7 protein-coding genes are annotated in these 13,325 nt (G+C 70.2%); 5 read left to right on the top strand and 2 right to left on the bottom strand.

Going from position 1 to position 13,325, the window contains the following annotated elements:
* Positions 1-187 precede the first annotated feature (187 nt).
* Together HUA78_RS17610 and HUA78_RS17605 are read left to right on the top strand one after the other, a co-directional pair.
* The gene (locus HUA78_RS17610; protein WP_217442513.1) at positions 188-1,108 is read left to right on the top strand and encodes a LysR family transcriptional regulator; all 921 of its coding nucleotides are present in this window, start codon (positions 188-190) and stop codon (positions 1,106-1,108) included.
* 124 nt (positions 1,109-1,232) lie between these two features.
* Positions 1,233-2,051, top strand: a complete 819-nt coding sequence (locus tag HUA78_RS17605) for a GNAT family N-acetyltransferase (protein WP_174454930.1) — start codon at positions 1,233-1,235, stop codon at positions 2,049-2,051.
* A gap of 7 nt (positions 2,052-2,058) precedes the next feature.
* Here the strand turns inward: HUA78_RS17605 and HUA78_RS17600 are convergent, their stop codons facing one another.
* Both HUA78_RS17600 and HUA78_RS17595 read right to left on the bottom strand, forming a co-directional pair.
* Positions 2,059-3,795, bottom strand: a complete 1,737-nt coding sequence (locus HUA78_RS17600) for an Hsp70 family protein (protein WP_174454931.1) — start codon at positions 3,793-3,795, stop codon at positions 2,059-2,061.
* On the bottom strand, positions 3,792-5,330 hold the full coding sequence (locus HUA78_RS17595) for a hypothetical protein (protein WP_174454932.1): 1,539 nt from the start codon (positions 5,328-5,330) through the stop codon (positions 3,792-3,794). Before HUA78_RS17595 ends, HUA78_RS17600 begins: the two co-directional genes overlap by 4 nt.
* 160 nt (positions 5,331-5,490) lie before the next feature.
* On the opposite strand from HUA78_RS17595, the gene HUA78_RS17590 reads away from it, so the two are divergent.
* The 3 genes from HUA78_RS17590 to HUA78_RS17580 all read left to right on the top strand — a co-directional run bounded on the left by HUA78_RS17590 (position 5,491) and on the right by HUA78_RS17580 (position 13,322).
* On the top strand, positions 5,491-6,246 hold the full coding sequence (locus HUA78_RS17590) for a hypothetical protein (protein WP_174476774.1): 756 nt from the start codon (positions 5,491-5,493) through the stop codon (positions 6,244-6,246).
* A 177-nt stretch (positions 6,247-6,423) separates the two neighbouring features.
* A complete protein-coding gene (locus tag HUA78_RS17585; protein ID WP_174476773.1) occupies positions 6,424-9,663 on the top strand; it encodes a PD-(D/E)XK nuclease family protein in 3,240 nt (1,079 codons plus the stop codon).
* Complete coding sequence (locus HUA78_RS17580; RefSeq protein WP_174476772.1) at positions 9,660-13,322, top strand: UvrD-helicase domain-containing protein; 3,663 nt, start codon at positions 9,660-9,662, stop codon at positions 13,320-13,322. Before HUA78_RS17585 ends, HUA78_RS17580 begins: the two co-directional genes overlap by 4 nt.
* Positions 13,323-13,325: the final 3 nt, after the last annotated feature.

The following is a 13,325-nucleotide window of genomic DNA, read 5'->3' as shown; positions in this document are numbered from 1 at the left end:
GAGCCGCGCAGTGCGGGTTCGTGAAGGGCGCACGAGGCCCGTGGGCCTCGCCGCGCTTCGTCACGGCATACCTGCGAGAGAGGACGGACTCGCGGGGACACGAGGGAAGTAACCCGGGAGTGGTGCCCCATCATCGGAAGTGGGCGCATTAGACTCGTGCGGAAGTCGCAACAATCGGAGGTCGGGCGTGGAGCGCTTGGAGTTGAGGGACCGACTGGAGGACATGCTGGGTTTCTCCGCCGTGGCGAAGGCGCTGAGCTTCGCGGATGCGGCGAGGGAGCTGCGGGTGAGCGCCTCCACACTGAGCCGCCGTGTGGCGCGGCTGGAGGCGGCCCTGGGGACCGCGCTGCTGCGTCGCACCACCCGTCATGTCTCGCTCACCGAGGCGGGCGCCCTGTACCTGGAGCGTTGTACGGATGTGCTCCATCGCGTCGAGGAGGCGGAAGCGCTCGTGTCCGGGCTCGGAGGCGACCCGAAGGGCAGGCTTCGAGTGGCGCTGCCCAACCTCTTCGGCCAGCTCCACGTCGCGCCGCTCATCCCGGACTTCATGCGTCGCTATCCGCGCATCGAGCTGGAGCTCACCTTCCAGGATCGTTACGTCGACCTCGTCGAGGAAGGGGTCGACGTCGCCATCCGGATTGGCGCGTTGCCGGACTCCAGCCTGGTGGCGCGTCGTCTGGCCACGGTGCGGCGTCTGCTGGTGGCGTCACCTCGCTATCTGCGGGGACGAAAGCCGCCCGCGCGGCCGCAGGACCTGTCGGCCCATCCCTGTCTCCAGTTCAGCCACTTCGCGGACGGAGAGACCTGGACGTTCTCGCGGGGGGCGGAGCGCGCCACGGTCCGTGTGCGGCCCGCGCTGAGGGCGGACAACGCCGAGGCGCTGAGGCTCGCCGCGTTGGGGGGCTGTGGTGTCTCGGCGCTGGCGACCTTCCTGGTGGGAGAGGACCTGCGCGCGGGTCGGCTCGTGCGGGTGTTGGAGGACTGGTCGATACCGGAGGTGGGGGTGTTCGCCGTCCACCCACCTGGGCGACTGGTGGCGTCGAAGGCGCGAGCGTTCGTCGCCTTCGTGGCGGAGCGGCTCGCTGGCGAGCCTTGGGACAGCCCGTAGCCGAGCGGCGCATCACGAGGCTCCGAGGGCGGGAGCGAGAGTGGTAGGGAGGGTGCTGAGTTCCGGAGACGTCATCGCCGTGGCGCGGAATGGACCGCGATCTCCGGGGTTCGAGCGACATCCCATGGACCTCATTTCCGCAGCGGAGTTGCCGTTCCTGGCCTTGTCCACGTTGTTCGCCCGTTCGTTCGAGGGCTACTTCGTCCCGATTCCCGACGCACCCCAGGCCTTCGATGCGCGGGTGCGGAGCGAGCACATCTCGCTCATGGAGAGTCGGGTCGCGCGGGTGGACGGAGAGTGGGCGGGGCTGGTGTTGATGGCAAGGCGCGGGCGGGTCAGTCGCGTCGCGGGCATGGGCATCATTCCCAGTCGACGGGGACAGGGACTGGGTGGGGAGATGCTGCGGCCGTTGATGGCGGAGGCGCGAGCACGCGGGGATGCGCGGATGGTGCTGGAGGTCATCGAGCAGAATGCGCCAGCGGTGAAGCTTTACGAGCGGCTGGGTTTCCGGCGTGTGCGGCGACTCGTGGGGTTCGTGGGGACGCCGACGCCGGAGTCGGGGGCGTTGGAGGAGGTGGGGCTGCAGGAGTGCGCGAGGCTGCTTCCGGACGGGTTGCCATGGCAGCTCGATGCGGCGACGGTGCGGGGGTTGTCATCTCCGGCGAAGGCGTTCCGGTTGGGGCCGGCGTGCGCGGTGGTGGCGGATGTCTCCGCGCCGACGCTGGGGGTGCGGTCATTCGTGGTGGAGCCCGCGTCGCGAGGGCAGGGCGCGGGGCGCAGGTTGCTGCGGGCACTGGCCGCCGCGCATCCCGGGAAGGCGCTGGCGGTGAGCGCCATCGTTCCAGAGGGCCTGTGCGAGCGCTTCTTCCTGGGGGCGGGCTTCACGCATCCCGCCCTGTCTCAGTTGGAACTCGTGCTCGACTTTTCGCCAGACGCGAAGTGAGTGTGGCTCACCGCTCGCGCAGGTGGGCCGTGAGTCCTGTCAGGTGCTCCCTCGCGGGGGTGATGACTTCCGGCCGCTGCGTCTGGAGCGCGAGCCGGAACGAGGCGATGGCCGCCGCCAATTCCTCGCGGGCCCGTCCCGTGAGCTGGACATGCAAGGCATCTGCTCGCGCGAGCGCCGTCGTGTTCGGCAGGGCATCCTGGGGATGCAGCTTCAGCGCCGCCATGGAGCGCCGCGCCTCTTCGATTTGCCCCGGTGACAGCTTGCCCGGGCGCTGCTCGATGACGAAGGCTTCCTTGCGACCCGTGGTGACGACGGTGACCTCCACCTCGAGGATGCCATTGAGGTCATACGAGAAGCGCACGTCGATGGACTGCTCTCCCGCCGGGGCCGGTGGCAGCCCCGAGAAGGCATACTCGCCCAGCTTCACGTTGTCGCTGCACTGCGCATGCTCGCCCTGGTACACCTCCAGCCGAATCTCTCGCTGGAAGTCGCCGGCCGTCCAGTAACGCTCCACGCGGCTCGCGGGGATGACCGTGCCGCGCTCCAGGATGGGACTGAAGATTCCGGTGATTCGCCGGTGGCCCGCCTGCGCGGCGGTGCTCACCCCCAGCGTGAACGGCGCGACGTCCGTGACGACCAGGTCATCCACGGCCTGGTCTCCCGCCTTCATCGCCGCCTGCACCGCGGCGCCCATGGACACGGCCTCGTCCGGCGGCAGCTTGCGCAACGGCAACCGTCCAAACACCTGCGTCGCGAAGGTCGTCACGCACGGCATGCGCGTCGAACCTCCGACGAGCAGCACCTCCTCGATGTCCGTGGCCTTCAGTGACGCATCCTGCAACGCCCGATGAATCGGCCCGCGCATGCGCTCGAGCGCGGAGGCCCAGGCGTACTCGGCATCCTCACGGGTGAGCGCGAACTCGAAGTCCAGCTTCTTGCCTTCCGCCACCGGCAGCTCGGGAAGGACGATGCGCGTGCTCTCCGTTTGCGAAAGCCGCCGCTTCGCGGCTTCACACGCCTCCCGCAAGCGCGCCCAGCCCGGTGCGTGGGCCTCCAGGTCGAAGCCCTTGTCCTGTCGCAACCGCTGGGCGACATGGCGCGCCAGCAACGTGTCGAAGTCCTCGCCGCCCAGCCGCGCATCACCCGCCGAGGACTGGATCTCCACCACGCCCTCGATGATCTCCAACACCGTGACGTCGAACGTCCCGCCACCCAGGTCCAACACAACGGCTTTCAGCTCCCGGTTGCGCTCGTGCAGCCCATAGGCCAGCGCCGCCGCCGTGGGCTCGTTGATGATGCGCTCGACCTTGAGTCCCGCGATGGCTCCGGCGTCCCGAGTGGCCTGTCGCTGCGGGTCCCCGAAATAAGCGGGGACGGTGATGACGGCCTCTTCAACCGCCATTCCCAGGAAGGCCTCGGCGTCGCGCTTGAGCGCGGCGAGCACCAGCGCCGACAGCTCCTGGGGCGAGTACGTCCGGTCTCCCAGTCGATAGACCCGCGAGGTCCCCATGTCTCGCTTGAAGGCGAGCGCCGCCTGCTCGGGGTGGAGGACTCCGCGAGAGCGAGCCGCCGCGCCCACCAGCACCTGACCCTGTTCGTCGAGCGCGACAGCGCTGGGTGTCAGGAACTCGCCGAGGGAATTGGGAATGAGGACCGGCCGGCCCTCGCTGAACACGGACACCAGCGAGTAGGTGGTGCCCAGGTCGATGCCGAGGATGGGAGACTTGGAAGAAGGACTCATAGGGATTGGGGGCAGAGTCCCCGGAGTTCGTCCGTGAGACGGAACCGGGCGGCGGTCATTCGCGCCTGGCGCGCGGCGGGGTCCTGCTCGTTCGCGGGGACTCGGGCGGTCTGTTCCTGCACCACCGCGAGGACCTTCATGTACTTCCTCGACACGTCGGGACAGTCCTCCGCCTCCACCGAGTCGACCAGCTTGGTGAGCCCCGTACAGGCTTCCTTTGAGTCAGTGCCGGGGATTGCCGCGCACAGCACTCGGGCTGCCTCGCGCGCCGCCGACACGCGCTCCTCACGAGTGACCTCCTCGGTGCCTCCAGGACCCGACTTCGGCCCGAAGGTCATGACTCCCACGGCGACCATGGTCGCCATCAACACGCCGACGGACGCGAGCGCGTACGTGGTGTACCGCGAGGCGCTCCGTCCCGTGTCGGGCGCCGGCGGCTTCGCGTCAGCGGGGGCTTTCTTCGGCGGGGAAGGGCGGGTCACTCCGGGCGGCGGCCCCTTGGGCACCAGGCTCTCCCCGAGCGCGGCCTGGAAGGAAGGACAGCGGGCGCGAATCTGCTCCAGGGCATGGGCGGCGCGCTCGGGCTCGCGGCGGCGATAGGCGCGCATCTGCTCCCGGGTGTTCTCCAGGTTTCCGTTCAGCACCGCATCGGCGAGCAGCTTGCGCACGCCGGGAGAGACGTCGTCATCCAGCTCCGCCAGCTCCTGAACCAGCCTCCACACCCACGCCTCATCCTGTTCCTGGAACGCGTCGAGGAGTCCCTCGGCCTCCAGCCACGCTGAGTAGCTCGCCTGCAGCGCACGCGCTTCGCGGGGCCGGCCATTCAGGTGCAACTGCAGCAGGAAGGCGAGCACCCACGTGGGTTTCGGCGGTGGATGTTCGGGATGGCGCTTGATGGCGGCCAGCGCCACGAGCGCGGCCTGGCCCGCCTTGTCCCAGTCATCGGAGGTGCCCAGCTCCTCGGCGAGTCCCCACAAGAAGGGATGCGCGGCCGTCGTTCCGAGCAGGTTGATCTCCGCTTCGGTCAACCGCTGCGGAAAGGTCTGCGCGAACGCCAGGAGGAACTCGGGATGCCCCTGGTTGAACGCGTCCCGGAAGGCTTGCGTCGCCTCCTCCTTCCGGTTCGACGCCATCAGGGCCTTGATGAGCCAGTGGCGGGCCTCGCCTGCCTCGGGAAGGGCTTCCACCGCCTCGCGAGCAATCAGGATGGGCGCATCCGTGGGAGCATCCGAAGGCAGTGTGCTGAAGCGGGCCCGAAAGGTGTCGAGCCGCGCGTCGGCGCTCAGGGGCCCGGACGCGTGTGGCGCGTCGACCGTGGCGGGAGCCACCGGTTCCGGAGCGGCGCTCGTGCGCGGTGCCTCGGTGCCGTCGTGCGCGGCCTTGAGCAGCTCATATGCTTCGCGCAGCCGGGCGAACCCTTGGGGGTCCACTTCCGGCTTGCGGGTCTTCAACATGCGCAGATACGTCCTGCGGACGAGTTCGGGCTCCGCCTCGGCGGTCACCCCCAGCTCCCCGCGAGCCTCTTCGAGCGTCATTCGAGTCGGAACGCTACACCGCGCTTCGAAGCGGAGCGACTGCCAATCAAGTCCACCATGCCAGGGCGGGGAGGCTTGCCCTCCCGTGGGAGCGTGACGAAGACACGGAGTCCTGTTACCTCCGCGCGTGCCCGTGGCGAGGGCAGGGGAGCGCGACGTCATGCAGGAGTGGCTCGACCATCGACCCGATTTCAAACCCCAGGATTGGGAGCATGCCTGGGCTCGGGCCCTGGCCCGGCTCAACGAGTCTCAGCGGGAGGTGCTCGCCGCGACCTCGCTGCTGCCTGACCCCGCCGGGTTCGCGAAAGTCGCCAGCCAGGGCCCCGCGCAATGGAAGGCGGAAGGCGGCAATCCGACCCTGCAAGCGGTGTGGGCGCTCGCCTTGAGAGAGCTCCATCCGGCGGAGCTGCCCACGCTGACGCTCGATGAACAGGCCTGGAACGAACCCCGGGTCATCGCCGCGAACGTCGTCCTCACGGGCCCGGTGCGGTGGCGTGTGCCGCTCGTGTTCCTCGGGAGCGTCCTGTCCACGCTGCCCCTGTACGATTGTGGTCCCGACTCGTCTGTCACCATCGTCGGACGCGTCACGGCTCCGGGACTCATCACCTCGGGCGACATGCAGCTCCTGGGCGACGTGGACATTCCCCTCATCGAGGGGCAGGGCAACGACAACATGCTCATCGTGCTGGGGGACGTGAGCGCACGGGTCATCCAGGAAGCGGACCATGCCTGCTGCTGGGCGGGGAACGTCGTGGCGCGGACCCATGCGTCCCTGGGCGACCTCCCCAAGGAGCAGCGCCAGAAGCTGGAGGACGCCATCCTCCCCGAGTTCCTGGCGGAGAGTCGGCCGCGCCTGGCCCCCGCGATGGAGGCCCTGGCCGCCGGTCAGGACGTCTTCCGGGGGCGTCCCGAGTGACGGCCGAGGCGCCCGGATGCGCCGGGGCTTCGGGATAAACCCGGCACGGAGGTCCGGTTCACTCGTGAATCGTGTGAAACAGGTGGGCAAGCAGGCGGGCTTGCAAACACACTGGGCGCCGAGCGTGGAATGGAGCATGAAAGCGACCCGCTCGGTCGTTCTACACTCCGCGCATCCATGGCCCGCCCCATCCGTACCCTCCACGTGTTCCCCGATGCCAGTCGGCGTCAGGCCGCCTTGCGTGCGGAGCGGAGCGCCCGGGGCCTGGCGATGGGGACGGACCTGCTCACCTGGGATGAGCTGCTGGGCGTGCTCGGGGGCGCTCGCGAGCTGAACCGGCGTCCGTGCCCGGCGGTGGGTGCGCGCGCGGTGATGTCCTCGCTGGGGGCGTTGCTGGGTCCCACGCACTTCGGCGAGTACGTCCGGGAGCCGGCCTTCGCGCGCGCGGGGCTGGACGTGGTGCTGGACCTCAAGGCGGGGCGCCTGTCGCCGCGCGAGCTGCAGGACGCGGTGGAGGTCCTCCCGCCCGAGCGGCAGAAGCACGTGCGGGTGCTCGCCCGGCTGTACCACCTGTACGAGCAGAAGCTGGCGGAGCTGGGCCTCGCTGACCGTGAGGACGTGTTGAGGGGCTCGCGCGAGGCGCTCGGTCGGGGCGAGTGGCCCACGAGCTGGGATGGCGTGGGCACGCTCGTCCTGCATGGCGTTTACGACGTGCGCCCCTCGGGCCTGGAGCTGTTGCTGGCGCTGGCGGCCGCGTGTGAATCGCGGCGCGTGACGCTGCGGGTGGAGACGCCGGTGGGTGGCTCTCCGGTGGCGGACGCGGCGCTGGCCTCGCTGTTCCGCGCGTTCGAGAACCGTGGCGAGACGATGCCGCACGTGGACCTCTTCAAGGCGGACGTCACCTTCGAGGCCCGGCCCTTCATCGACCTGGGGCGCTTCGTCTTCTCGCCCCGGGCGCCGCGCGAGGCGCTGAAGGACGTGGAGCTCCAGCCTCGTGTGTGGAGCGCGGCCACGGCGCGGGAAGAAGCGCGACTGGTCGCCCGGGACGTGCGCCGACTCATCGCCGACGGGGCGTCTCCCTCGGACATCGCCATCGCCTACCGCGAGCTGGGACCGGAGGCCGGGTGGCTTGCTGAATCGCTGGGCGAGCTGGGGGTGCCCGTGCGTCTTCCCTGGGGCGAGCCGCTCGCGCTGGCGGGGCCGGTGCGCCTGGCGCTGGACCTGCCGTTCCTGGTGGAGGATGGCTTTCCGGCCGAGCGCGTGGCGGAGCTGGTGGGCAGTCGCTACGCGCCCACGTTGTCGCGGGGAGGACCGGAGGCGCCCGCGAGCTTCTTCGCACTGGCGGCCGTGCGTGATGACCGGCTGGGCGCGCTGCGAGGGCGTGGCGCCTATGACATCCGGCTGGATGGGCTCGCGCGCCGACTCCAGGCGTTGCAGGGGGCGCAGAAGAAGGACGGGAGCGCCCGCATCCATGCGGTGCGGCTGCTGCGCGAGCGCTGCCAGTTGCTGGTGGATTACTGCCGACGGATTCCCGAGAAGGGCACCGTCGCGGAGCTGCTGGCCACGTGGTGGCATGTGGTGGAGCGGCTGGGGCTGATGGACTCGGAAGGGCCGCTGGAGGCTCGCGAGGAAGGGGGCCTCGCGGCTCGGGCCCTGGATGCGCGAGCCCGTGACGAGGCCGCGCGCGAGGCGCTCCGGCTGCGAGTCCAGGGCCTGCTGCGGACGATGAAGGCGGTGGGCGGCGGCCCGGTGTTGCGTCGGCGCACCTTCGGACGCTGGCTGCGCGATGCGATGGCGGACGCGCACCTGCCCGCGCGAGGGCCTCGTGGCTCCGCGGTGGAGGTGCTGGATGCCGCCGAGGTTCCAGGGCGCTCGTTCCGACATCTGTTCCTCGCGGGGCTCACCGAGGGACGTTTCCCTGGAAGGGATGCGCCCTCTCCGTTGCTCGGGGACGCGGAGCGCTCCGCGCTCAACCAGCACCTGGGCCGGGATGTGTTCCGGCTGACGGGAGGCGAGTTCGAGGAGCGAGCGCCGTGGCGGCTCACCGAGGACCGGCTGCTGTTCGCCAGCGCGCTCGCGGCGGCGGAGGAGACGCTGAGCCTGTCCTTCGCGATGGAGGGCTCGGGAGGCCAGGAGCAGGTGCCGTCCTCGTTCCTGGAGGAAGTGCGCCGGCTCACCGCGCTGAAGTGGCAGCCGCGCTCGCTGCCGCCCATCCCTCCGCTCGACGAGGTGCTGACGGAGTCCGAGCTGCGTCGCTGCGTGGCGCTGGAAGCCCTGGCGCAGCCGAAGCTGCGCGTCACCGAGCCGGACGCGGCGGCGAGCCTGCTCAAGCGTCACTTCGACAAGGAAGCCTGGTACTCGGGCGCCCGCGAGCTGTCCCTGGTGGAAGTGGAGCGGCTGTTCTTCTTCGGCGACCCGAACAAGAAGCCGGGGCCCTTCACGGGCTCGGTGGACGGGAACACGCAGCGCGCGTCCTTGCGTGAGGCGTTCCGCTTCGACCTCACTCGGCCGCTGTCCGCTTCCGCGCTCGCGCGCTTCGGCAACTGTGGCTTCCAGGGCTTCCTCACGTATGGCCTGAAGGTGGCCGAGCCGGACCGTCCGGGCGAGGAGTTCGACGCGAGGGGCCGCGGCACCTTCTGGCACCGCGTCGTCGAGGAGGTGTTCCAGGCGCTCAAGGAGCACCAGCTCCTGGGCAAGGCGCCGGAGGACGTGCCGGACGAGGTGCTGGACACGGCGCTCCAGTCGGCGGTGGCGCACTTCGAGAAGTTCCATCACGTGGGGCATCCCGCGCTGTGGAAGCTGGCGCATGAGCGCGCGCGGGCGATGGCCCGTCGCATCCTCGTGGATGAGCGGCGCGGGCTTCCGTTCGAGCGGTTGGTGCCAGAGGGCTTCGAACTCCAGTTCGGCCCCGCGGCCACGGACGACCGTTGGCGCCACGTCGTCCTTCCCATCGAAGGGGACGCCATCGTCTTCGAGGGGAAGATCGACCGGCTCGACGTGGCGGGCTCGGAGGTGGGCGTCATCGACTACAAGTCCGGGAAGCTGGACAAGAACGAGCTGAAGAAGCGGCTGCTCACGTCGGACTTCCAACTGCCGCTGTACCTCTTCGCGGCGCGGGAGAGCGGGCACGCGACGGCGAGTCAGGCCGCGTGGTTCTCGCTGCGCACCGGCGCCACCATCCATCTGTCCGACGTCGTCCCCGCGCAGGAGCTGGATGAGCTGCTGTCCACGGACCCGGAGGTGCGGGCGAGAGTCGCCGCGAAGGAGGGTGGACGCAACCTGCCCAACGCGGTGGAGTCACTCGTGAAGACGCTGCGAGAGGGACAGTTCGCCGCGCGGCCCCAGGACTGCGGCATGTGTGGCTTCCGAGCCGTGTGCCGCATCACCGAGCGCCGGATGACGGAGGAGGGCGGATGAGCGTGGCTCCCTCCCTGCTCGCGCTGGAGCGCAACCTCGCGTTGATGGCGGGCGCTGGCGCGGGCAAGACGTACAGCCTGGTGACGATGACGCTGCACCTGTTGGCCGGTGCGCGCGAGGCGGGCGCGGCGATTCGTCCCGCGCGGCTGTGCATGTTGACCTTCACGGACAAGGCCGCGGCGGAGATGCGCTCCCGCGTGCGCCAGCGTCTGGACGGGCTGGCCCAGGGGGATGCTCGCCTGGACCAGGAAGTGGAGCTGCGCGAGTCGCTCGAACGGCTGGGCCGGCCCTTCCCGTTGCCCGATGCATGGCGGCAGATGCGCGAGGAGCTGGGCTCGGCCACGGTGGGAACCTTCCACTCGCTCTGTGGCCAGTTGTTGCGACGGGCTCCTCCTGCGGTGGGCATCGACCCGAGCTTCGAGGTGCTCGACGAACTGGAGGCCTCCAGCCTCGTGCAGGACGTGGCCGAGCGCGTGGTGTTGGAGTCGCTGGAGGGCGGGGACGCGCAGGTGCGCGAGCTGTGCCAGGAGCTGGGCTTCTCCGGCTCGGGCTTCTCCGACGGACTGGTGGCCGCGCTGGTGTCGGTCTACGGCAAGCTGCGCGAGGAGGGGTTGAAGGCCGCGTCGGCCGCCGTGGGAGACGTGGCGGAGGCTCGCGAGGACCTGGATGAAGCCCTGACGCAGAGCCTGCGGCTGTGCGGTGAAGCGCGCGCGCTGGATGCGAAGGGCGAGTGGAGCCGGCTGGTGGGCGCCCTGGAGAAGGCGCTGAACGGGATGACGGCGGAGAACTTCCATCAGGGAGACCGCTACCCGTGGTTGCGCGCCAGCTTCGCGGCGGATGGGCGCAACTTCGCGAGGCTCAGCAAGGGCGCCGCGGCGCCGGTGCGTGAGCTGTACTGGCGGACGTTCGGCAAGAGCGACGGCTCGGTGCGCAGGCTGGAGGATTCCTGGGCCGCGTGGCGCACGGCGCCCTTCGAGGCCACGTTCCGTGAGCTGCTGGGCCGCGTGGAGACCCGGCACGACGCGGAGTTCTCCCGTCGCAACGTCTTCGACTTCACGTCGTTGCTGGTGAAGGCGAGGGACCTGCTCAGGGACTACCCCGAGTTCCGCCGACAGGTGCAGGAGCGCGTGGGCTCGCTGCTGGTGGACGAGTTCCAGGACACCAACCGTCTCCAGTTGGAGTTGGTGTTGTTGCTCTCGGAGCGGCGCGAGGAAGGCCCGCGCGAACTTGCGGCGGACGTGGACCTGGCCACCGCGCTGCCCCTGGAGCCCGCGTTCCTCTGCGCGGTGGGAGACCGCAAGCAGTCCATCTACGAGTTCCGTGGCGCGGATGTCTCCGTGTTCACGGTGCTCGCCAAGAAGATTGAAGACGAGGGGGGCACGCGCGGCTTCCTCCAGCACAACCGCCGCTCGGTGCCGGGGCTGTTGTCCTTCTTCAATCACGCCTTCGCCGGCGTGCTGGTGGCGGCGGATTCGCAGGCGCCGCGTCCGTTCGAGGTCATCTACGTCCCGGAGGAGGACGACCTGTCCCCGGTGCGTGCCTCGCTCTCCGAGACGGCCGCCGTGGAGCGGCTCCACCTGGAGGAGCAGGAGACCGCGGGCGACTTGCGCTGGCTGGATGCGGACTGCGTGGCGCGACGGCTGCGCATCATGCTCGCGCCGGGCGCGGCGCCCACCGTGGCGCGCGAGGATGGAGAAGGGGCCCGGCCCGCGCGCGGTGGGGACGTGGCCATGCTGTTCCGGACCTTCACGCACCTGGAGGTCTATCGACAGGCGCTCATCCGTCACGGTGTGCCGCACCGGGTGTTGCGCGGACGCGGCTTCTACGGCGCGCAGGAGGTGTTGGACCTGGCCTCGTTGCTGGCGCTGCTGGCGGACTCGGAGGACGCGCTCGCGTTCGCGGCCGTGCTGCGCTCGCCGCTCGTGGGGCTGTCGGATGCGTCCCTGTTCCAGCTCGCGGGGGAGCAGCCGTTGTCGCTGGCGTCGCCGCGCTTGTCGGACCCCACGGTGCTGGAGTCGCTGCCCGAGCGCGAGCGGGTGCGCCTGGTGGACTTCCTCGCCGCGCTGCCCGGTTTGCGCCAGGAGAGAGACCGCCTGGGTGTGAGGGAGCTGCTGCTCGCGGCGCTGGACATGACGGGGTATCGCGAGGCGTTGGCGGGCTCACCCTACGCGGAGCAGGCGAGCGCCAACGTGGAGAAGCTGCTGTCGCTGGCGTCGCGGCGTGACGAGCGTGGCACGGGGGGCTGTGTGGCCTTCGCGCGAGAGCTGCGCATGCTGGCCGAGTCCGACCCCACCGAGGCGCAGGCGGACCTGCTGGACGCGGGTGACCCGCGCGCGGTGCAGTTGCTCACCATCCACCGCGCCAAGGGCCTGGAGTGGCCCGTCGTCGTGGTGCCGGGCATGGGCGGCCGGCGTCGGAGCACCTCCGGGCGCGCGCACTTCGAGCGCTCTCATGGCATCGCCCTGCGGCCGTGGGTGCCGGACTCGTTGGAGGGCTACACCTCCAATCGCTTCGAGGCGGTGCGACAGGAACTCAAGGCGCGCGAGGACGCCGAGTACCGCCGCCTGCTCTACGTGGCCCTCACGCGCGCGAGGGACTTGTTGGTCCTCTCTGGAGGCGAGGAGCCTCGCGCGGGCAAGGACTCGTGGTGGCATCTCATCGATGCGCGGTTGGAAGACGTCACCACGCGCGAGTTCGTCGACGACGTGGATGTGGATGAACTGCCACCGCCCGCGGACCCGGAGCCACCGGGACCGGAGTCGCTCGCTCGCGCGGGGGCTCGAGTGGAGGCCGCGCTGCTGCGCGTGCGCGGCGGGCTGGTGGAGATGGGCGAGTCACCCGGTGGAGTCTCCGCGCCCGTGAGCGCGGTGCAGGACTTCCTCGCCTGTCCTCGACGCTTCCACTACGTGCACCGGCTGGGGTTGCGCGCGGCGCCCTGGCCCTGGGAAGCCCCTGTCCGGGACGCGCCACTCCTGGTCGACCCGGAGGGGTGGCTGCCCGCGAAGAGTCCAGCGGAGCTGGTGCGTGAGTTGTTGCGGAGAGCGGACCTGCGACTCGCCTCGGCGCGTGACGTGGACGTGACGGAGCGCCGAGCGCATCTGGAGTCATTGTTGCGCGAGGCAGGCTCGCTTCCGGACGACGAGGGCATGGAGGAGGTCCTGTCGACGGTGGAGCGCTTCCTCGTCACGGACTTCGCTCGCTCGGTGGCGGAGTCTCCCTCGCGCATGGTGCACCGGAGCCTGGCCTTCTCGCTGTCCCTGGAGGACGGCGTGTCCCTGGAGGGCGAGGTGGATGTTCTGTGGGAATCACCTCGCGGTGAGGCGGTGGTGGTCGCCTACAAGTCGGGTGGACGACATCCCCTGGGGGCCGCCGCGTATACACACGAGCTGGCGGCGCTGGCGTTGGCGGCTCGACGGATGGTGCGGCCTGGAGTCCCCGTCCGTGTGGGCGTGGTCTTCCTGGGCGAGGCCCGGCCCGAGCCCGAGTGGAGCATGGACGGGGTGGGTCAAGAGGAAGCGGCCAGGCGGCTCGCGGACGGCGCGCGGGCGCTGGCCAGAGGAGAGGTCCGAGGTGCCTGGGCGGGACGAGAGGTGGCGACCTGCCAGGCCCTGCATTGTGGCTTCTCGGAACACTGTCACCCGGCCCCTTCCGCGTGCTAAGCG

It is taken from the genome of Myxococcus sp. CA033, from assembly GCF_013336625.1.
In the GTDB taxonomy this organism is placed as follows: domain Bacteria; phylum Myxococcota; class Myxococcia; order Myxococcales; family Myxococcaceae; genus Myxococcus; species Myxococcus llanfairpwllgwyngyllgogerychwyrndrobwllllantysiliogogogochensis.
Note: the sequence above shows the minus strand (reverse complement) of the source record. Positions and strands in the feature narration are given on the sequence as shown.

Bases quoted from the DNA above. Each gene is read 5' to 3' on its own strand.
- HUA78_RS17605 (WP_174454930.1), top strand. From the start codon at position 1,233: ATGGACCTCATTTCCGCAGCGGAGTTGCCGTTCCTGGCCTTGTCCACG.
- HUA78_RS17600 (WP_174454931.1), bottom strand. From the start codon at position 3,795: ATGAGTCCTTCTTCCAAGTCTCCCATCCTCGGCATCGACCTGGGCACC.
- HUA78_RS17580 (WP_174476772.1), top strand. From the start codon at position 9,660: ATGAGCGTGGCTCCCTCCCTGCTCGCGCTGGAGCGCAACCTCGCGTTG.
- HUA78_RS17595 (WP_174454932.1), bottom strand. From the start codon at position 5,330: ATGACGCTCGAAGAGGCTCGCGGGGAGCTGGGGGTGACCGCCGAGGCG.
- HUA78_RS17590 (WP_174476774.1), top strand. From the start codon at position 5,491: ATGCAGGAGTGGCTCGACCATCGACCCGATTTCAAACCCCAGGATTGG.
- HUA78_RS17585 (WP_174476773.1), top strand. From the start codon at position 6,424: ATGGCCCGCCCCATCCGTACCCTCCACGTGTTCCCCGATGCCAGTCGG.